The organism is Bradyrhizobium sp. USDA 4504 (assembly GCF_054063995.1).
In genome coordinates this window covers 1,076,498-1,096,700 of the sequence record NZ_JBSSGV010000001.1, presented here as the reverse complement: position 1 = coordinate 1,096,700, position 20,203 = coordinate 1,076,498, and the positions used below count along the sequence as shown (strand labels likewise).

17 protein-coding genes are annotated in these 20,203 nt (G+C 65.3%); 4 read left to right on the top strand and 13 right to left on the bottom strand.

Going from position 1 to position 20,203, the window contains the following annotated elements; genetic code table 11:
- Positions 1-39: 39 nt before the first annotated feature.
- Positions 40-297, bottom strand: a complete 258-nt coding sequence (locus ACVMB1_RS04700) for a hypothetical protein (RefSeq protein WP_083714987.1) — start codon at positions 295-297, stop codon at positions 40-42.
- A gap of 621 nt (positions 298-918) precedes the next feature.
- On the opposite strand from ACVMB1_RS04700, the gene ACVMB1_RS04695 reads away from it, so the two are divergent.
- Both ACVMB1_RS04695 and ACVMB1_RS04690 read left to right on the top strand, forming a co-directional pair.
- Positions 919-1,314, top strand: coding sequence for a helix-turn-helix domain-containing protein (locus tag ACVMB1_RS04695; RefSeq protein ID WP_016844123.1), 396 nt, complete (start codon positions 919-921; stop codon positions 1,312-1,314).
- A gap of 522 nt (positions 1,315-1,836) precedes the next feature.
- On the top strand, positions 1,837-2,154 hold the full coding sequence (locus tag ACVMB1_RS04690; protein ID WP_076827027.1) for a hypothetical protein: 318 nt from the start codon (positions 1,837-1,839) through the stop codon (positions 2,152-2,154).
- Between the two features lie 39 nt (positions 2,155-2,193).
- On the opposite strand, the gene ACVMB1_RS04685 is transcribed toward ACVMB1_RS04690, so the two are convergent.
- From ACVMB1_RS04685 to ACVMB1_RS04650, 8 genes are all read right to left on the bottom strand, one after another.
- Complete coding sequence (locus ACVMB1_RS04685; RefSeq protein WP_076827029.1) at positions 2,194-3,276, bottom strand: isocitrate/isopropylmalate dehydrogenase family protein; 1,083 nt, start codon at positions 3,274-3,276, stop codon at positions 2,194-2,196.
- A 109-nt stretch (positions 3,277-3,385) separates the two neighbouring features.
- On the bottom strand, positions 3,386-4,456 hold the full coding sequence (locus ACVMB1_RS04680) for an alcohol dehydrogenase (RefSeq protein ID WP_057017522.1): 1,071 nt from the start codon (positions 4,454-4,456) through the stop codon (positions 3,386-3,388).
- 81 nt (positions 4,457-4,537) lie between these two features.
- Positions 4,538-5,506 (bottom strand): ABC transporter ATP-binding protein, encoded by a 969-nt coding sequence (locus ACVMB1_RS04675; protein ID WP_057017523.1) that lies wholly within the window; start codon positions 5,504-5,506, stop codon positions 4,538-4,540.
- The gene (locus ACVMB1_RS04670; RefSeq protein WP_057017524.1) at positions 5,503-6,489 is read right to left on the bottom strand and encodes an ABC transporter ATP-binding protein; all 987 of its coding nucleotides are present in this window, start codon (positions 6,487-6,489) and stop codon (positions 5,503-5,505) included. Before ACVMB1_RS04670 ends, ACVMB1_RS04675 begins: the two co-directional genes overlap by 4 nt.
- Positions 6,486-7,358: an ABC transporter permease gene (locus ACVMB1_RS04665; protein ID WP_076827031.1), complete on the bottom strand. Its 873-nt coding sequence runs from the start codon at positions 7,356-7,358 to the stop codon at positions 6,486-6,488. The genes ACVMB1_RS04670 and ACVMB1_RS04665 overlap by 4 nt, the downstream gene beginning before the upstream one ends.
- The gene (locus tag ACVMB1_RS04660) at positions 7,345-8,295 is read right to left on the bottom strand and encodes an ABC transporter permease (RefSeq protein WP_057017526.1); all 951 of its coding nucleotides are present in this window, start codon (positions 8,293-8,295) and stop codon (positions 7,345-7,347) included. The genes ACVMB1_RS04665 and ACVMB1_RS04660 overlap by 14 nt, the downstream gene beginning before the upstream one ends.
- 6 nt (positions 8,296-8,301) lie before the next feature.
- Positions 8,302-9,843: an ABC transporter substrate-binding protein gene (locus ACVMB1_RS04655; RefSeq protein WP_076827033.1), complete on the bottom strand. Its 1,542-nt coding sequence runs from the start codon at positions 9,841-9,843 to the stop codon at positions 8,302-8,304.
- A 117-nt stretch (positions 9,844-9,960) separates the two neighbouring features.
- The gene (locus ACVMB1_RS04650) at positions 9,961-11,193 is read right to left on the bottom strand and encodes a CaiB/BaiF CoA transferase family protein (protein WP_076827035.1); all 1,233 of its coding nucleotides are present in this window, start codon (positions 11,191-11,193) and stop codon (positions 9,961-9,963) included.
- A gap of 153 nt (positions 11,194-11,346) precedes the next feature.
- Here ACVMB1_RS04650 and glgA point away from each other — a divergent pair, with 153 nt between their 5' ends.
- Together glgA and ACVMB1_RS04640 are read left to right on the top strand one after the other, a co-directional pair.
- Positions 11,347-12,774 (top strand): glycogen synthase GlgA, encoded by a 1,428-nt coding sequence (gene glgA / locus ACVMB1_RS04645; protein ID WP_076827213.1) that lies wholly within the window; start codon positions 11,347-11,349, stop codon positions 12,772-12,774.
- 180 nt (positions 12,775-12,954) lie between these two features.
- Positions 12,955-14,013 (top strand): class I SAM-dependent methyltransferase, encoded by a 1,059-nt coding sequence (locus ACVMB1_RS04640; protein ID WP_057017529.1) that lies wholly within the window; start codon positions 12,955-12,957, stop codon positions 14,011-14,013.
- Positions 14,014-14,124: 111 nt separating this feature from the next.
- Here the strand turns inward: ACVMB1_RS04640 and ACVMB1_RS04635 are convergent, their stop codons facing one another.
- The 4 genes from ACVMB1_RS04635 to ACVMB1_RS04620 all read right to left on the bottom strand — a co-directional run bounded on the left by ACVMB1_RS04635 (position 14,125) and on the right by ACVMB1_RS04620 (position 20,163).
- Positions 14,125-15,756 carry a L,D-transpeptidase family protein gene (locus tag ACVMB1_RS04635; RefSeq protein ID WP_456848302.1) on the bottom strand — a complete coding sequence of 544 codons (1,632 nt, stop codon included), beginning with the start codon at positions 15,754-15,756 and terminating at the stop codon, positions 14,125-14,127.
- Between the two features lie 263 nt (positions 15,757-16,019).
- Positions 16,020-17,258 carry an MFS transporter gene (locus ACVMB1_RS04630; protein ID WP_076827037.1) on the bottom strand — a complete coding sequence of 413 codons (1,239 nt, stop codon included), beginning with the start codon at positions 17,256-17,258 and terminating at the stop codon, positions 16,020-16,022.
- Between the two features lie 88 nt (positions 17,259-17,346).
- Positions 17,347-17,901 carry a PRC-barrel domain-containing protein gene (locus ACVMB1_RS04625; protein WP_456815232.1) on the bottom strand — a complete coding sequence of 185 codons (555 nt, stop codon included), beginning with the start codon at positions 17,899-17,901 and terminating at the stop codon, positions 17,347-17,349.
- Positions 17,902-17,961: 60 nt separating this feature from the next.
- Positions 17,962-20,163, bottom strand: coding sequence for an amylo-alpha-1,6-glucosidase (locus ACVMB1_RS04620; RefSeq protein WP_076827041.1), 2,202 nt, complete (start codon positions 20,161-20,163; stop codon positions 17,962-17,964).
- Positions 20,164-20,203 lie beyond the last annotated feature (40 nt).

The following is a 20,203-nucleotide window of genomic DNA, read 5'->3' as shown; positions in this document are numbered from 1 at the left end:
AAGCCGAGCAGCGTCCCGCGCGTGGCGCGGGGCGCTGACTTACTTGATCAGCCTCAAATACGGCGGCAGTTGCCGGGCCGTCGATTGTTCCAGCACGGGCTCATCCGAAGCGATCATGTCACAGAGGGCCTTCAGCTCAGAATCCGTGACCTTGTGGAGCTCCATCCGAAGCTCGAGGATGGCAAGGGACAACAGCCGTGCCGTCTCCGTGTTCGCCCGGTCAGTCAGGAACGCCTGACATTCCTCCAGCGTTGCGAGCAGCGCCAGCAACCGTTCTTCCGTGTTTGCGACCGCCATATCTTCAACTCCCGAAGCCGCGAGGTAGAGTCGAGGCGTTCCCCTCTTTCGCTTCATTGGCCCCTCCCGCCAGAGTTCGCCGGCTTGTCGTAGGCACACATTTGTTCCAGATGATTGAGAACTTTTGGGCAATTGTCCAGCAACATTCCGAAAGCCTGACTTGGACTTACGTCAAACTCTTGCAAATCGGATGATTCAGTCAAGCACTCGCCGGCCACCTCTCGACCTCAGGCTGCACTAGCTGGGGTTGCATCCGTGCAACGACGCTCGTACAATATAGCGGCCCGTAGAACTACGGGCGCTGTGCATTGACGCCTATTATGCATGTGCGCAAAATCTGTGTCGATCAAACTCGCGCTAGTTGTGGTTTGGTCAATATTTTGCCAAATGTAGAGGGCGGGGTGTCGACAGACACCTTGGCGCGGTCGACTTCAGGTAGTCGACCGAGTCGGTACTAGGGTGTTTCCTTGCGCGTTTGCGTTTGGATACCATCCCGCGATCTTCCTGGATTTCGTGGTTCAGACGAACTGGCGATCCACTCGAGCTTAACGCGGTACATCATGAACGTGTCCCTGACCCAGCCGGGCCAGGGATTCTCGATTTGAAGGACGGGTCACAAGAATGAACAGATCAGCAGCAAAGAAGATGAAGCAGCGCAGTGCCGGCAAGCCGGACATTGAGTTGGGCAAGCGGATTCGCCTGCGCCGTGTCGAGCAAAAGATCTCGCAGGCCGAACTCGGCGACAAGCTTGGCGTCAGCTTCCAGCAGGTTCAAAAGTACGAGAAGGGCGTCAACCGTGTCGGCGCTGCCCGCCTTCAACAGATCGCGACCGCGCTGGATGTGCCGGTCACCTTCTTCTACGACGGCGACAATAAGGCCCGCGAAGTCGAGAGCCTGCTGTTCCTCGACAGCGCGTTCAGCCTCCGGTTGCTGCGCGCCTACAGCAAGATCAAGGATCAGACGGTGCAACGTCAGCTGGTGTCGCTGATGGAATCGATCGCCGCCAACGAAGACTGAGCGCGGATCGGGTCGCGTCGCCGCGAACGCGATCCCACCACACCGCAACGGCCGGTCACCGGCCGCTGCGGCTGCACACGCCGGTCGGGCCAGGAAGACGTCGAAGCGCTGCCATCGCCGATGGCAGCGCTTTTTCTTGAGGCGCGGCTGTCTTTCAAGATTTTGTGATCCAGGCGGATAGCTTCAGTACCCGCCGGATGCGCGGTCATGAAGCGGCGACGAGCATCGCGTCATGATCCCGCCGCTCCACGTGAGCACGATCTTCGCGCAGGTAGCCGCGCATGCGCGCCGCTCTTTTTAGCTCGCGCTTCGACTGCCGATCTCGCGCAGCGCATGCGCGCGCAATGCGTCGCTATTCTGTCGCGCGGCCAATTGTCGCCCGCGCATCAGGCGACCTCATAACTCCCGCATTTCCTCAGTTGAACCGGCGTCGCCAGAACCAAGTGCACGAGCCTGTCTTTTTTGTCGCAGCAACGAAGTGGCCCGCATGGACGTTCTCAGGCTTCAACCAAGGAGATCTCGATGAATATCAAGCTTGCCGTTATTGGACTCGCCGCGCTTGGAAGCGCAGCGTTGATGTCCGGCGCGGCATCCGCGATGCCCAACGGGCTTCCGCAAGCCGGTCACATCGCGGGCGAAACGTCCAATGTCGACAAGGTGCGCCAGGTCTGCGATCGCTGGGGCCGCTGCTATTGGCGACCGGGCGCATACGGCTACTACGGACCGCGCCATCACGGATGGCATCATCGTCCGCAATTCCACCATCGCCCGCATCATTACGGGCACCGCCCTCATCACGGCGGACATCATGGTGGCCATCACGGCGGACACCATCGCTAATCATCAGCGAGGGGGCTTCGGCCCCCTCACCCTTCCGCGCTAGAGCGCTGCCAATACCGCCTTCGCGACATCGGTCGTGCCGTTGCTGCCGCCGAACTCAAACGGCTTGATGCCGTCGGCGTAGACCTTGTCGACCGCGCGCTCGATCCGCTCGCCGGCCTCGGCGGCGCTTTCGAGTCCATGCTTGTCGGCGAGCCAGTCCAGCATCATCGCGGCCGACAGGATCATCGCGGTCGGATTGGCCTTGCCCTGCCCCATGATGTCGGGCGCCGTGCCATGACACGGCTGAAACACCGCGTAGCGGTCGCCGATGTCGGCTGACGGCGCCATGCCCATGCCGCCGATCAGACCGGCGGTGAGATCGGACAGGATGTCGCCGAACATGTTCTCGGTCACCATGACGTCGAAGTCCCACGGACGCTTCACCAGCGCAGCCGCGGCCGCATCGATGTAGAGGTGGTCAGCCCTGACGTCGGGATGACGCCTCGCAGTCTCGTCGAAGATGTTCCGGAAGAATGCGAACGCCTTGAACACGTTCGCCTTGTCGACGCAGGTCAGCCCGCCATTGACCTTGCCGCGCGCCTTGCGGCGTTCGGCGAGCCGGAACGAGAACTCGAACAGCCGCTCGGAGGTGTGGCGCGTGATCACCATCGTCTCGCGCGCCTCGCTGTCGGTGACGACGCCCTTGCCCATCGAGGCGAACAGGCCCTCGGTCGATTCCCTGATCACGACGAGGTCGATACCCCGCTGGTCGGCGCCGACGATCGTGCTCGATACGCCGGGGATCAACCGCGCGGGCCGCACGCCGGCGTAGAGATCGAAGATCATGCGCAACTCGATCTGCGGCGCGATCTCGGTGTTGTCGGGGTAGCGCACCGACGGCAGGCCGCAGGCTCCGAGCAGGATCGCGTCGGCCTCCTCGCACAGCCGGATCGTGCTCTCCGGCATCGACTTGCCGGTTTCCTTGTAATGGCCCGCGCCGGCCGGCGCCTCGGTGAAGCGAAATTTGAGACCGGCCGACGCCTCGATCTTGCGCAGCACGTCGAGCGCCGGCGCCATCACCTCGGGGCCGATGCCATCGCCACCGAGGACGGCGATGTGGAGTGCGTTGTTGGCCGACATGAGATTCTCCGGAGCACAACAGTCATTCCGGGGCGATGCGGAGCATCGCACCCGGAATCTCGAGATTCCGGGTTCACGCTTCGCGTGCCCCGGAATGACGGAAGGGAGGCTACGGCGTCAGCACCGCGCGGCCGACCAGCTGGCCCTTCTGCAGGTTGGTCAGCGCCTCGTTCGCCTTTGCCAGCGGCATCGGCGTGACCGGGATCGCCGGAATCTTCTTGGTCCGCACCAGGTCGAGCAGCTCCTGGGTCTCGCGCAGATTGCCGACATAGCTGCCCTGGATGGTGACCGCCTTGATCGGGATCAGCGGCAGCGCCCAGGGCGCGCCGCCGCCGAACAGGCCGACGATCACGAGCTTGCCGCCCTTGGTCAGGCAGTCGAAGCCGAGCTGCGAGGTCTGGGCGTTGCCGACCAGATCGATCGCGGCACGGATCGGCTGGCCGGCCTTCTTGACAAGCTGTTCCAGCGCGTCGGGCGCCTTGCCGTCGACGGTCGCGAGCGCGCCGGCGGCTTCGGCCGCCTCACGCTTCCTGGCGTCGATATCGACCACGATCGCACCCTTGCCGCCCATCGCCTTCAACAGTGAGAGCGCCATCAGCCCGAGACCGCCGGCGCCGAAGATCACGATCGGTGTGTCGAGATCCTTCTCGACCTTCTTCAGCGCGCTGTAGGTCGTGACACCGGAGCAGGCATAGGGCGCGGCCGTGACGGGATCGAGCCCCTTGAGGTTGAGCAGATACTTCGGATGCGGCACCGTCATGTGGTCGGCGTAGCCGCCGTCGCAATAGACACCGAGCGCATTCGGCTTGATCGCGCACATGTTCTCGTCGCCGCCGAGGCAGGTCGGGCATTTGCCGCAGCCGAGCCAGGGATAGGCCAGCGCGATATCGCCGACCTTGAGGCCGCCCTTGTCGGCGTCCCTGACGTCGGGCCCGAAGGCCACGATCTCGCCGACCGTCTCATGGCCCATCGTGCGCGGCAGCGAGACGCCGCGATCCTTCAGGGACAGCGGCTTGCGGCCGTGGCCGAGATCATAGCCGCCCTCCCAGATATGCAGGTCGCTGTGGCAGACGCCGGCGGCCTTGACCTTGATCAGCACCTGCGTGCCCGACGGCTGTGGCGTCGGCTGATCGACCTCCTTCAAGGGGGCGTTGAAATCGACGACCTGGAAACTCTTCATCGCTGTTCTCCCGTAGCTTCTTGCGGCGGACCTTGCCACGCCTGCCCGTCCGGGACAAACGCGGTGTCGGCCTCCGGATATTTAGATCAGGGGATGATGGCAAGCCGCGAACTGGCCGGGCGCAACCACGCGCAGTTCCGGCACTTCGCTGGCGCAGCGCGCGTCGGCCCGCGGGCAACGGGTGCGGAAGCGGCAGCCGGAGGGCGGCGCGATCGGCGACGGCGGCTCGCCGACCGGCACGCTCTGGGTCGGGCGGACATCCGGATCCGGCACCGGGATCGCCTCGATCAGCAGCGCGGTATAGGGATGCGCCGGCCGTGCAAACAACTGCTCCGACGGGCCGACCTCGCAGAGCCGGCCGAGATACATCACCGCGACGCGATCTGAGACTGCCTTCACCACGGCGAGGTCGTGGGCGATGAACAGCAGGGTCAGGCCGTAGCGCGCCTTCATCTCCTCCAGCAGATTGAGGATCTGGGCGCGGATCGAGACATCGAGCGCGGACACCGGCTCGTCGCAGATCACGAATTCCGGATTGAGCACCAGCGAGCGGGCGATGCAGATGCGCTGGCATTGTCCGCCGGAGAATTCATGCGGCAGGCGTCCGCTCACCAGCGCCGGATCGAGGCCGACCGCCGACAGCACGTCACTGACGCGCCGCCGGCGTTCCTCGGGATCCTTGACGCCCGCGATCACCAGCGGCTCGGCGACGATGTCGCCGATCCGCCGCCGCGGATTGAGCGAGGCAATCGGGTCCTGGAAGATCAGCTGCACGCGCCGGCGCATCTTGCGCAGTGGCTCGCCCTTCAGTGTGGTGAGATCGTGCCCATCGAACAGCACCTTGCCGGAGACGGCCTGGCGCAATTGCAGCACCGCGCGGCCAAGGGTGGACTTGCCGCAGCCGGATTCGCCGACCAGCCCCAGCGTCTCGCCGCGCGCGATCTCGAGACTGACATCGGAGACGGCATGGATGGTCTTGCCTCCCACCGAATATTCGACGACGAGGTTTTCCACCTTCATCAGCGGATCGGGTGCTGCCTGCAGCATCATGCGCGGACCCCCGCGGTGATCGGATGGAAGCAGGCGTAGAGATGCTCCGGCGTTTCGGCCCGGCTGAGCTGCGGCTTCTCCGCGCCGCAGCGCTCCGCGGAATAGCGGCAGCGCGGCGAGAACGAGCAGCCCTTGAGCGGCCGGGTCGGATCGGGCGGCCGCCCCGAAATCGCCGGCAGCGGCGTATGCGGCGCGACGTCGAGCTTCGGCAGCGCGGCGAGCAGCGCCTCGGTGTAGGGCATCCGCATCTGCTTGAACAAGGCAGGCGTCGGCGCGCGTTCGACGACGCGTCCGGCATACATCACCGCGACCTCGTCGGTGCGGCCGGCGACCACGCCGAGGTCATGCGTGATGATGATCATCGCCATGTGACGGCGCTGCTGCTCGCGCGCCAGGAGATCGAGGATCTGCGCCTGGATCGTGACGTCGAGCGCGGTGGTCGGCTCGTCCGCGATCAGGAGCTGTGGCTCGCAGGACAGTGCCACCGCAATCGCGACGCGCTGGCGCATGCCACCGGAGAGCTGGTGCGGATATTGCGCGAGGCGCTGCTCGGGCGCGGGAATGCCGACCGCCGCCAACAGTTCGATGCTGCGCTGCCGGGCCTCGGCGAGATCGAGCTCGAGATGTTCCACAATGGTCTCGATCAGCTGGGTGCCGATGGTCAGCACCGGATTGAGCGAGGTCATCGGGTCCTGGAACACGACCGCGAGCGAGCGACCGCGCAGCTTGCGCAATTTCTCCGCCGGCAGTTTCGTCAGATCCTGCCCGTCGAACATCACGCGGCCGGACAGTTTCGCCTTCTTGGGCAGCAGCTGAAGGATCGCGCGCGACAGCATGGTCTTGCCGCACCCGGACTCGCCGACGATGCCGAGCGTCCTGCCGGCGCCGACGGCGAGATCGACATGATCCACCGCCCGCAGATTGCCGCGCGGCGTCGGCAGGTCGACCACCGCATTCTCGACCGAGAGCAGCGTCCGGCTCATAGCGCCCCCTGCCTGGGATCGGTCAGCGCACGCATCGTATCGCCGATCAGGTTGAACGAGAGCACGGTCAGGAACATCGCGATCGCCGGAATGAAGGCGAGCCGCGGCGCCACCTCGAGGCTCTCACGCCCCTCCCCGATCATGCTGCCCCAGCTCGAGATCGGCGGCGGCACGCCGAGGCCGAGGAACGACAGCGAGCCCTCGACCACGATGGTGACGGCGACGCCGAGCAGGAAGAAGGCGAGCAGCGGCAGCATCACATTGGGCAGCAGCTCGCGCAGCAGGATGCGCGCATGCGTGGCGCCGAGCGCCTGCGCCGCGATGACGAATTCGCGCCGCGCCAGCGACAAGGTCGCCGCCCGCGCCACCCGCATGAAGGCTGGAATGCCGAGCACGCCGAGGATGCAGGTCAGATTGAAGATCGACTGGCCGAGGTAGGCGGTGACCGCAAGCGCCAGGATCAGCGGCGGGAACGCCAGCAGCACGTCCATGCTGCCGACCACGAAGGATTCGAAACGGCCGCGGAAATAGCCCGCGAGCATGCCGAGCGCGCCGCCGATCGTGACACCGATCATCGGTGCGCAGAGACCGACGATCAGCGAGATGCGCGCGCCATAGATCAGCCGCGACAGCTCGTCACGGCCGAGACCGTCGGTGCCGAGCCAATGCTCGGCGGAGATCGGCGCCCGCCGCTCCAGCATGTCCATGTCGGTCGGGCTCGGCAGCGGCAGCAGGTCGGCAAAGATCGCGACCGTGAACACCAGCGTCATCCAGCCGATCGCGATCCAGAACAGCATGCCGAGCCCGCGGCGGCGCCGAGCCGGCGTCGCACCGGCCTCTTCCTCGAGGCTGAGCTCAAGCGTGGCCATGGCGGATCCTCGGATCGAGAAGGGCGTAGAGCATGTCGACGATGAAATTCATGATCACGAAGCCCGCGGCAACCAGCAGCACCACGCCCTGCAGGATGATCAGATCGCGGGTATAGATCGCGCCGACCAGGAGGCGGCCGATCCCCGGCAAGGCGAAGATCGACTCGACGATGACGGCGCCACCGATCAGGCGGCCGATATTGATGCCGGTGATGGTGACGAGCGTCAGCGACGACGGCTTCAGTGCGTGCACGAACAGGATGCGCGACGGCTTGAGGCCCTTCGCCTTGGCGAGCGCGATGTAGTCCTCTTGCAGCGCCGCGATCATGTCGGAGCGCAGCACGCGCATGATGCCCGGCCATTCCGCAAGCCCGAGCGTCAACGCCGGCAGCACCATGAAGCGCAGATTGGCGACCGGGTCCTCGGTGAACGGCACGTAGCCAGTCGCCGGCAGCAGGCGCAGCTCGACCGCAAACAGATAGATCAGCAGGATCGCGGACAGGAAGGTCGGCACCGACAGCATGCCGAAGGCCGAGCCGGTCATGAAGCGGTCGAACGCGCTGCCCGCCTTGGCCGCGCAGGCGATCGCCAGCGGCACGCCGATCGCGAGCCCGATCAGCTCGGCCAGGATCATCAGCTCGAACGAGACCGGGACGCGGTCGCTGACAGCCTGCAGCACCGTCTGCCCGGTGCGGAAGGATCGTCCGAAATCACCCTGCAGGATGTGCCACAGCCAGCCGAGGTAGCGCAGCCAGATCGGCTGATCGAGCCCCATATCGTGACGCAGGGCCGCGACGTTCTCCGGCGTCGCCTGGTCGCCGAGGATCACATAGGCCAGATCGCCGGGCAACAGCGAGGCGATCACGAAAGTCAGGACCGAGACCGCGATCAGCACCGGTACCAGGTACAGGAGCCTGCGCGCGACGAAGAACAGCATGAAAGGCTATTCCTTCCAGGCGTCGGAGACGTCGAGCACCCCGTTGAACATCTTCGGCACGCCCTTCACCTTCGCGCTCGAGATTGCGTAGTAGGTGTTCTGGAAAGTCCAGAACCAGATTGCTTCCTTGTTGATCAGGCGGCTGATCGCGCAATAGTCCTCGGTGCGCTGGGCGACGTCGGCCGTGGTCCGCGCATGCTCCAGCAACCGGTCCAGCTCTGGATTGGAGTAGTTCGCGAGCGCCACCGGGCTGCCGGTGTGGAAATTGGCGTACATCTGCGGATCGGGATCGGCGAGATCGACGATGCGCCACGGCGTGAGCTGGAACTGGCGCATGAAGGCGCGCGGCGGAATGGTTGCCTGATCGACCTGCTCGATCTCCATGTTGGCGCCGATGCGCTTCCAGAATTGCTGCAGCACCTGGCCGCCGGTGCGGCCGCGCGGCGTCGCCGTGACCAGCATCTTGAATTCGACCGGCTTGCCGTAATCCTTGATCAACGCCTTGGCCTTTTCGACATCGTAGGGCAGCGCGCCGTCATCCTTGCACTTCACCCAGGACCCGTCGCCGTAGGGATTGCTGGCCGGTCGCGCCAGACCATTGGTAATCGCCTGCGACATCTTCGTGCGGTCGAGCGCCATCACCAGCGCCTGACGCACGCGCACGTCGTCGAACGGCGGGACCTTGGTGTTGAAGGCAGCGACTGCAGCCCCCGAGCCTTCATAGGTATGCACGGTCAGGCTCGTGTCCTTGCGCGCCCTGATGATGTTGTCGGCATCGGCTTCGTCGTCCCAGATGATGTCGGCCTCGCCCGATTGCAGCGAGGCAAAGCGCGACTGTGCATCCGGCAAGGGCTTCAGGACGATGCGGTCGAGATACGGCTTGCCCTTGTTCCAGTAGTCCGGGTTCTTCTCGAGCACCATGCGGTCGCCGGCGGTCCAGGACTTCAGGATGTAGGGACCGGTGCCGACCGGGTTGCGGTTGTAGTCGTCGCCCTTGGTCTTCCATGCGGTCGGCGACTGCATGACGTTGTTGGAGCTTTGAATGGTCTGCGTCGCCGGGAAGTTCACGGCCGGGTCGCTGAAATTATAGACCACCGTCAGGTCGTCGACCAGGTTCACGCTGATGATGTTCGTGATGTAGAAGGCGCAACGGCATTTGTTGGCGGGATCCTTCTGGCGGTCGAAATTCTCCTTCACCGCCTGCGCGTTGAATGGCGTGCCGTCATGGAATTTGACGCCTGGCCGCAGCTTGATGGTCCAGGTCTTGAAGTCTTCCGAATGCTCCCATGACAGCGCGAGCTTCGGCTTCACCTCGCCCTTGTCGTCGAGTGTGGTCAGCGTGTCGAAGATTGCGGCCGCCGCGGTATTGGCTGAGGTGTCGTAGACGCCGACCTTGAGCGGGTCGAAGCCGGGAATGTCGAGTTCCTGGCCAACGTTGAGCGTGCCGCCCAGCTTCTGCGCATTGGCCGATGCAGCGAATGCCGCGGCACTGAATCCCGCCACAAGAAATATGCGCGCAACGGCGTGCGCGCGCCCGACCAGCTTCATCAATGCTCCCTCCCAGGTGGGCGACGTCCGGTGTTCCGGATCGTCGTCTGTTGGGCGGCAGATTGTCCGGAATCGCCGCGCGCGACAAGACCGTAATGCGGATGAAAAGCCGCAGGCTTAATGACGCGCCGTCTTTGCCGGTTGCGCCGCGAAGCCTGCGATCTGATCCTCGGAGAGCCCGATCTCCTTCAGATAGGACAGCGTGTGCTCGCCGAGCGTCGACATCCGCTTGCGCGCACCGACCGCAGCGCCGGACATGCGGAACGGCAGATTGAGCACCTTGAAGCTGCCGCCGCCGTCCGCAACCTCGGCCAGCGCGCCGCGATGGGCGATTTGCGGATCGGCGAGCGCCTCGCGCACGGTGCGATAGGCCGATGACGGCACGCCATACTCGTTGAGCGCGGCAAGGCAGGCCTGCGTGCTGACCGAGCGCGACCATGCCTCGACGCCCTCCATCAGGCCCGCCCAGTTCTCCCGCCGATCGGAATATTTGGCGAAGCGCGGATCGGACACCCAATCGGGACGACCGATCACCTGCATCAGGTTCTGGAACGTCTTCTCGCTGGCGATCGCCACCATCACGTAGCCGTCAGTGGTTTCGATCGGGCCGAACATCGGGCGCTGGGTTTGCTTCACCTCGAATTGCGACCATTGCAACTCGTTCAGGGTCAGGCTCAGCATCGATTCCAGCATCGAGACGTCGATATGCTGGCCCTTGCCGCTGGCGGCGCGCTGGTAGAGCGCCGCCGAGATCGCACCGAATGCGTAAACGCCGGTCAGCACGTCGGCGTGATAAATGCCGCAATAGTCCGGCCGGCTGCGGCCCGACTGATAGGCGAGATGAGCCATCTCGTAGCCCGAGGCGGCATGGATCACCGGCGCATAGGCCGGCAATTCCGCCGATGGGCCGGTCTGGCCGTAGCCGGAGATCGAGCAAAAGATCAGCTTCGGATTGATGTCGCGGATAGAGGCATAGTCGAGCTTCAGCCGCCGCATCACGCCGGGACGGAAATTCTCCACCAGCACGTCGGCGGTGGCGATCAGCCGGCGCACGACTTCGACGCCGGCCGGCGACTTCAGGTCGAGCACGAGGCTGTTCTTGCCGATATTGAGCTGGCCGAACGCCGTCGAGCAATTGTTGCGCACCGGCGGCCGCGTCCGCATTGTCTCGCCCTCGGCGGGCTCGATCTTGATCACCTCCGCGCCCATGTCGGCGAGCATCCGCGTGCAATGAGGTCCGGCGATCGTGGTCGAAAAATCGAGCACGCGAAGGCCGTCGAAGCTCCGTGTCAAATTCCCCTCATCGTCAGCGGCTATGGTCGTCGGCAAGGCTTCCTCCACCTTCGTCATTGGTTGTTCGGCGTCGCGTGACCCTAAAGTGAGCCGCCCTGGCAGGAAAGCGTCTCGTCCAGACCGGGAGCGCGGGCCGTCTTGCATTTTACTCAAAGGCAGATTGGACCCGATCTTGCATAGCCATGTCACGGGCTGGAACGAGGGCGCTTGTTGAAGGTCTTATTCGTCACGACGGAGATGGACGATTTCGTCCGCGTGGGCGGGCTCGCCGCCGTTTCCGCCGCCCTTCCACGGGCGCTCCGCCCGTGGAGCGACGTCAGGATCATGCTTCCCGGCTACCGGGATGTGGTCGAACAGTTCACGCATATTGAAATCGTTGGGCAATGCCGAGCGCTCGCCGAGATGCCGGCCTGCACGCTCGGGCGTGCGTCGACCAGGGACGGACTTCCGGTCTACGTGCTGCTGTGCCCGCAACTCTACGAAAGGCCGGGCAATCCCTATGGCGATGAGTCCGGCCGCGACTGGCCCGACAACGACATCCGCTTCGGCCGCTTTGCCTCCGCCGCTGCCGAACTTGCAGCCGGGATGCTGGACAAGAATTGGGCAGCGGACCTCGTACACGCCAACGACTGGCAGGCCGCGCTCACACCGGCCTACCTCGCCTGGCGCGGCGCGCGGATCCCCTCGATCCTGACCATCCACAATCTCGCCTATCAGGGCCTGTTTCCGAAGGACTCGCTGCGACGGATCGGCGCACCGGAAAGCTCATTCCACATCGACGGGCTGGAGTTCTACGACAAGCTCTCCTTCCTCAAGGGCGGCCTCGTCTACGCCTCGCATCTGACCACGGTCAGCGCGACCTATGCCAGGGAGATCACGACCGCAGAGCTCGGCTGCGGCCTGGAAGGCCTGCTCCGGGTGCGCTCCGACGCCGACCAGCTGACCGGCATCCTGAACGGCATCGACGAGAGCTGGGACCCGCGCCACTGCGCGCAGCTCGCACAGCCGTTCGGCTCCGGCGACTGGAAGGGCAAGCAGGCCAACGCCGACTATGTCCGCCGTCAGTTCGGCCTTGCGGTCTCGCGCGGGCCGATCTTTGGCCTCGTCGCCCGCCTCGTGCATCAGAAAGGCGTCGACCTCGTGCTGTCGGCCGCCGACGAGATCGTCAGGGACGGCGGACAGATCGTCGTCACCGGCAGCGGCGAGCCGGCCATCGAGGATGCGCTGGTGGCCGCGCATCGCCGCCGGCCCGATGCGATCGGCGTGATCATCGGCTTCAACGATGGGCAGGCGCGCCGAATCTTCGCCGGCAGCGATTTCACCCTGATGCCGTCGCGCTTCGAGCCCTGCGGCCTCAGCCAGATGTATGCGCAGCGCTTCGGCTCGCTGCCGATCGGCCACCAGACCGGCGGGCTTGCGGAAACCATCGCCGACGGCGAGACCGGCTTCCTGTTCGCGCAGCCGTCGGCGGAATCCTTCCTCGGCGGCGTCAGGCGCGCCTTCGACGCCTACCGCGCCAAGGACCGGCTCAACGCCATGCGCTCCAGCGCGATGGCCAAGTCCTACAGCTGGGACCTGTCGGCCGCCTGCTATGGTGCGCTGTACAAAAGGCTGATCATGCCGCGCGTGATGGCGTAGGCGGCTCGCCTCGCGGGCTTGTGAAGCCCGGCGTTTGTGGGATCCCACCGGCCCGGTAACAATCGGGTCATTGCACCGAACCTTTCAGGCAATCACGTCGCCACACGGCTGGACGACGACGCATGCGTGAAATTGCGAATGATGACTTTTGGCCAAACGCGATTGCGATGGAGGAACATCATGGACGTCAACGAAGAGCGCCTCAATTCATTCATGGGAAAGATGATCGGCGATGTCGGCGCGGCGATGAATGCATCGTTGATGCTGCTGGGCGACAAGCTCGGGCTGTACAGGGCCCTCGCGCAGGGCGGGCCGATGAATGCCGCGGCCCTGGCCAAGGCAACGGGAACGGCCGAGCGCTACATCCAGGAGTGGCTGTCGGCGCAGGCGGCCTCCGGCTACATCGAGTACGACAAGGCATCCGGAAAATTCTCGATGCTGCCCGAGCAGGCGCTCGCGCTGGCCGACGAGGACAGCCCGGTCTTCCTCGGCGCCGTCGGAAGCCTGGTCGGCGCGACCTTTCTCGATGAGCCAAAAATTACCGACGCCTTCAAGACCGGCAAAGGCGTCGGCTGGAACAGGCGCAGCGAGTGCCTGTTCTGCGGCACCGCCCGCTTCTTCCGCACCAGCTACAAGCACTATCTGGTGCAGGAATGGCTGCCGGCGCTCGAGGGCGTCGTCGACAAGCTGAAGAAAGGCGCCGTCGTCGCCGACGTCGGCTGCGGGCACGGCGTCTCGACGCGATTGATGGCGGAGGCGTTTCCAAAATCAACCTTCTACGGCTTCGATTATCACGAGGGCTCGATCGAGGCGGCGCGGAAGTCCGCGCGGGAGGCGGGATTGTCGGACCGCGTTCATTTCGAAACGCATTCCGCCAAGACATTCCCGGCCAAGGGCTATGACCTGGTGTGCTTCTTCGACTGCCTGCACGACATGGGCGATCCGGTCGGCGCCCTCAAGCATACCCGCTCCACCCTCGCCGACGACGGCACCTGCATGCTGATCGAGCCGTTCGCCAACGACCGGCTGGAGGACAACCTCAATCCGATCGGGCGCGTCTACTACGCCGCCTCGACGATGATCTGCACGCCAGCGTCGCTGGACCAGGAGGTCGGGCTCGCGCTCGGCGCGCAGGCCGGAGAGGCAAGACTGCGCGAAGTGGCGCGTCAGGGCGGCTTCTCGCGGTTCCGCCGCGCCGCGGAAACGCCGTTCAACCTGATCCTGGAAGCTCGCCCGTAAGACGGGCAACCGCACAATGCGATTGGGCGGCGACATCACGCCGCCGCCCAACGCTGCAATGCTGATCTCACGCCCCGGCCGCTCGTTGCGGCCTGCGTCCTCGACGCCCCGCTACCAGTCCTGTTGCGATTGCCAGAAGTACTGGCCGCCGCGCCGGCGCGGATTGGCCGCTTGCGGATTACCGTAAATCTGGGGATTGCCGTACTGAGGATTGCTGTATTGGGGACTGCCATACGGAGTACCGTATTGGGTGCCCGATTGGGGATTCCAGCTGCGCTGATAGAAGAAGCCGAAACCGTCGTCGTCTCTGCTCGCAACCATGTCGTCGGTCATCATGGGCCGGGTCGGCTTGCGCGTGATGAAACCGCCCTGAGGCTGGTTGCTCAGAACGGCGACGAATTCGGTGCGATAGTTGGTCTCGGCGCTCAATGGCTCGTCCGAGATGATGATCGAAGAGCGCGCAACGGCGGTCGGCGCGATGCGATCCAGCACATCCTGCGGGATGGTGATGCGGTCGAGCGCGTTCCTGGCGCTGTCGCCGTCGTCGATCGACACCTCGGTCCAGCGCAGACCGCCCGCGTCGTTGCGTGCCATCGCCGTGTAGATGTGCGTGCCGATCGGTTTGTCCGGATCGCGAATCGTGACTGAAACCTCGATGCTCGAGTCGAACACTTCGCCGCCATCAGCCCACGGCTTGTGGGTGTTGCGCCGAACGTAAAGCTTCTGCGTCGCGCGGCTGATGTAGACGGACACCGGCTCCAGCGCGAGCTTCGCCTCGGTCGCCGCCTTCTGGGTATCGGCTTTCCTGGTCTCGGCCGCCTTGGTGGCGTCCTTGGCGGCGGCTGCGGCGTCGAGCTTCGGCTTGGCGTCGCCCTGGGCGGCCTCGAACTGCGTGGTCGCTTCCGCGGCCTTGGCCACCGCCTTCTGCTTCAGATCCTCGGCGCGCGCCTTGGCCTGGTCGGTCTTGGCCGCGGCGAGCGTCTTGTCGGCCAACGCAACCGCAGCATCGGCACGGGTCTTGATCTGTTGCAATTTGCGCAGCGACGCCGGTGTGAACAGTGCGGCCTCCTTGGTCGCGGCTATCGAAGCCTTCTTCGCCTCGTCGGCTGCCTTGGCGGCATCCGCGGCCTCGCGGCTGAGCTTCTCGGCGCGCGCCGGAGCTGCCGCAATGGCTTGCGCGTTCGGCACGAACAGCGCCGGATGGGTGAAATCGACCGGGGCCGGGTCGTTCGGCGCGATGATCACCCGCATCCCGATCCGGGTCTTGTCGAACAGCTTCTCGGCAAAATCGTAGGGCATCCGGACGCAGCCGTGCGAGGCCGCATATCCCGGCAGCGGCCCGCCATGCAGCGCGATGCCGTTCCAGGTGATGCGCTGCATGTTGGGCATCCAGGCATCGTCATACAGGGTCGAGTGGTGGTCCTTGTCCTTCTCGATCAGCGCAAAGACGCCGGCCGGCGTCTCGCGTCCCTTGACGCCGCTCGAGACCGGCGCACGGTAGATCCAGCCCTCGGCGTCGTAGAGCGTCACCTTCTGGGCCTTGATCGACACGATCGCCATGATCGGCTCGCCAGCGGTGCGCGGCGCGGTCGCCTCGACGGCTGCCGCGGGACGCTGCTCTTTCGCCGCGACGCCACCGGTCAGTGACGCAAGTGTGACCATCGCTGCGAAAGTCACAAAGGCGGGTTGGCCCCAACGCCGCATCGCTCCGGTGGTTTGCGCCGTCGTCGTTCGATGTACCATGCCGCTCCTCGGTCGAAATGCCTGCCCGCGCTCCGTCAACCCCGTACCAGACCGCGATTTTGGATTGATTAATCGCCGCCACGGTCCAACGCGCGAACTCGCTCCTGGGGACCATCGGACTCGTTCCAGCAGCAAATCACTTATGTATTCACTCATATATGACGGCACATGCAGGAGAAAGGGTGCCGCGCAGCAAAACCGACCGGTAGCCGTATCCCAGTCTGGTCGGTGGCGGCCAATGGTGCCGCGGTTGCGCCCTGCCATCATGCCGTCCGCCGCGTCTCCGGCATCACCAGCCAGATCACGAACAGCCCGAATGCGGCGATCCCGGCGAGGCCCATGAAGGCCGTGCTGCTGCCGAGCTTGTCGCTGACATAGCCGGCCAGCACCGTGCTGAGCGACGCGCCAATGCCGACCGCGGTGCCGACAATGCCCTGCGCCAGATTGAAATGGCCGCTGCCGAAGGCGATGTCGGCCACGATCAGCGGCACCATCACGCTGAAGATCGCCGCGGTGATGCCGTCGAAAATCTGCACGATGACCAGCAGGTAGGGATCGCGCACGGTTGCAAACAAAAGGCCGCGGACCGCCAGCGCGACGAATGCGATCAGGAGCAGCGGCCGCCGGCCCCGGATCTGGGCTATGCGGCCGACCGAGGGCGAGGACAAAGCGACGATCGCCTGCGGCACAATGATGCAGGCCGCGATCAGGACCGGCGCCCATTGGCTCGACCGTGTCGTCACCACGCCCGCCATCAAGGGCAGCATCGCGGCATTGGCGAGCTGGAACAGCATCATCGCGCCGGCAAAGATCAGGAGCGGCCGCTGCCGCACCAGCGCGAACACGCTGGTGGCGCGCTTGTCGGGGACTTCCCGTTTCACCTCGCCATGGGCCTGCGCGATGTCGATCTCGCGCTCGCGGATCCGGGCCAGCGACAACAGCGTCGGGATCGCCAGGATGAAGGTGACGAGGAACACCGAGCGGCTCGACAGCAGATAACCGCAGGCGCCCATCAGTGCCGCGGCCGAGCCGCTGCCGAGCGAGGCAAAGCGCGCGTTGCGGCCGAGCCGCTCGCCGATCGCAAGCGGCCCTACCAGACCGAGGCTGATCGCGGCGATCGCTGGACCGAGCACGCAGCTTGCTAGCGCGTGCAGCGTCGCGGCGAGCGTCACCACGGGAAAGATCGGCCAGAGCGCATAGGCCAGCGCGCTGGCGCCGATCGCGGCCACCGCGCAGCCCGCAACGACCCGCTCCGAGCGCGCCGCATCGACGATCGCTCCGCCGGGCATCTGGCCCAATAGGCCGATGATGCCGCCGATCGAGAGCACGAAGCCGATCTCGACCTGGGTCCATTTCTGCGTCGTCAGATAGACCGCGACGAACGGGCCGAAGCCGGTCTGCACGTCGGCCAGAAAGAAGATGAACCAGTCGAGCCCGCGCTGGCTTTCCCGCGACGGCCCGCGCGGTTCCTCCGGGGTGGGCTGATCGGGGACAATTGACACAACGCTGGTGCTGCCGGCTGATCGCTCGCCACGATCGTCGCCAACCGTCTCTAAAGAAGAGTTCGGACGCGCGACCAGCTCTACCCCCCTAATGTTCGTAATCCCATGGATGCAGGCTTCCCGCCGCGCCCAGCACGATCAGCGGCGTATCTTCCTTGTACTCGGGCGCAGCGCTCACCTGCTGCTTGTTGAGGTCCAGCGTGATGCTGTCGCTCTTGCTGGAAACACCGGCGAAACGCAGCGCGTTCCAATCGACCACGATCTTGCGGCTGCCGACGCCGAGGAAGCCGCCGAAATCGATCACTGCGGCGCGGACCTTGCCGTCGCGGTCGACAATGACGTCGACGATACGGCCCATGTTCTCATTGGCGGAACTGCGAACGTCGCGCCCGAGAATGCCGTGCGCATCGCGCGCGCCGATCACGGTCACCGACGGCGGCGGCGACGGTTCCTTGGACGATTCCTTGGACGATTCCTTGGACGATTCCTTTGAGGGCTCCTTCGCCTGCTCCTTCGGCATCGCAGAGGCTGCTGGCGGCGCCTGGGCTGCCGGCGGCGATGGTGCAGGCGCCGGCGCTTCGTCGTCGGCGGCCCGGACACCCGCGCATGCCAGCAGCGCCGCTGCGACCAGCATCATCATCATCCTCGGACGCATGTTACTCTCCCCGCGATTTCCCGGCGCGCGCATGCCGCGCGACGACGCTCAATGCGTCAGCACGATAGACACCTGGATCTGGCCGCGCGTTCGCAACACTTCGAGCGACACCTCGTCGTCATGGCGGCGCAGCCTCAGATCGACACTGGAAGCGCCGAGCCTGAGGTCGCGCAGCACCACGTCGTTGAGGAACTCCGGCAGCCGCGGATCGCGCAAGCGAATCTCGCCGCGCGCGGTGTCGAACTCGAGGCCGAGCGCCGCCTCCAGCAGCGTGAACGGCGTCGCGCTCGCCCAGGCCTGCGGTGCACAGGCCACGGGATAGAGCACCGGGCCGCGCCGGCGCTCGCGGCGGAAGCCGCAGAACAATTCCGGCAGCCGCCGCAGTTCCATATAGCTCGCGGCGTCGAACAGGCCCTTGAACAGATGCGCGACCGAATGCTTGAGGCCGTAGCGGGCAAATCCGAGCGCGATCAGCGCATTGTCATGCGGCCAGATCGAGCCGTCGTGATAGGACATCGGGTTGTAGCGCACTTCGCCCGCGGCGACGGTGCGGATGCCCCAGCCCGAAAAGAACTTCTGGCTCATCAGGTCGGCGGCGACCCGTCGCGCGCGGTCTTCCCGCACCATGCCGGAAAACAATGTCTGGCCGGCATTCGACGTGCGCACCTTGCACGGCTGCTTGGCGCCGTCGAGCGCGACCGCATAGGTGCCGAGCTCCTCGCACCAAAATGCTTCCTCGAACCGCTCGCGCAGCCGCTCGGCCTCGGCTTCCAGCTTCGCAGCCTTGTCGGCAAAGCCGAGCTTGCGCGCCGCGCGCGCGGCAAGCTGCTTGCCGGCAAATACGTAGCCCTGCACTTCCGCGAGCGCGATATTGCCCTCGGCAAGCGTTCCGTCGGCGTGGAAGATGGCGTCGAACGAATCCTTCCAGCCTTGATTGCGCAGCCCCTCCTCGGTGGCGCGCTGATATTCGACGAAGCCGTCACCGTCGGGATCGCCCGGGCCGTCGATCCATTGCAAGCCGGCCTCGACCGCGGGCCACAGCTCGCGCAGCGTCTCCAAATCGCCGGTGCGCTCCAGATAGAGCCCGGCGAGCAGCACGAACAGCGGAGTCGAATCGACGCTGCCATAATAATGCGCGAACGGCACCTCACGAAGCGCGGCCATCTCGCCGCCGCGCATCTCGTGCAGGATCTTGCCTGGCGCGGCATCGGCCAGCGGATCGACCGCCTTGGCCTGGAACAGCGCGAGCCGCTTCAGCACGCCCTTGGCGATCCGTGGATCGACCCACAGCATCTGCAACGCGGTGATCAGTCCGTCTCGGCCAAACGTCGTCGAATACCAGGGAATGCCGGCATAGGGGTAACGGCCCTGCGGCGTCTCCGTCATCAGCATGTTGAGGTCGGCCATCGCCTGGCACAGCACCTCGTTGAAGATGTTGTTCGAGGTTTCGATGCTGGCTGCGCCGGCCGACGAGGTCCGCATCTCGCGGCGGTGCGCCAGCAGCCCGCGGAAGAACGGCACCGGCTTCTGCATGATCGGCTTGTTGCAGGAGACCGCGACGAACAGCGACGTGACCTGCCCGGGCTCGAGATCGAAATGATAGGTCGCCGCGTTGACCGACAGCCGCGTCGGCCGCGGATCGAAATGCAGCGCGGTGATCCGCGTCTGCTCGTCGAGGCCGCAATATTCCAGCACCACGTCGGTCGGGCCGAGCAGCTTGCTCGAACCGATGCCCCGCCGCGCCCGGCGCTCGCCGCGCACCTCGAACAGATCGGCAAAGTCATTGTCGAACAGCAGCGTGAGATCGAAGCTCGCGGCATGATCGCCGTGATTCTGCAGGCCGATGCGCTGATAGGCCGTGCCGCGCCACAGAAAGATCGAGCGCACGATATGCAGCGTGTCCTTCGGCAGCGTGAGGCGGTCGTCGCGATAGACGTCGGAATTGGTAAGGTCGACCGTCAGCGCCGAATTGTCGTCGCGCATGTTGGAGCCGAGCAGGAGCGGCTGCACGTCCTCCAGCACCATTTCCAGCCGCGCCAGGTAGCGGGTGTCGGCGTTGAACAGGCCGTCCGGCCCGCCGGCCGAGGCGCCGATGTCGCCATGGCTGTCGAGCACGATGAAGGTGTCGTCATGCTTGAGCGAGCGCCGCGGCCGCGCCGCGGGCCCGGTCATCGGAATGTAGAACGGCGATTCGGCGACGTGCTCCGTGATGCGAGCGGTGATGATCTGCGTAACGACGTCAGCTGCCATCTGAACCTCTGGCGACTTTGCTTGGCCCGTATCCTGGTTC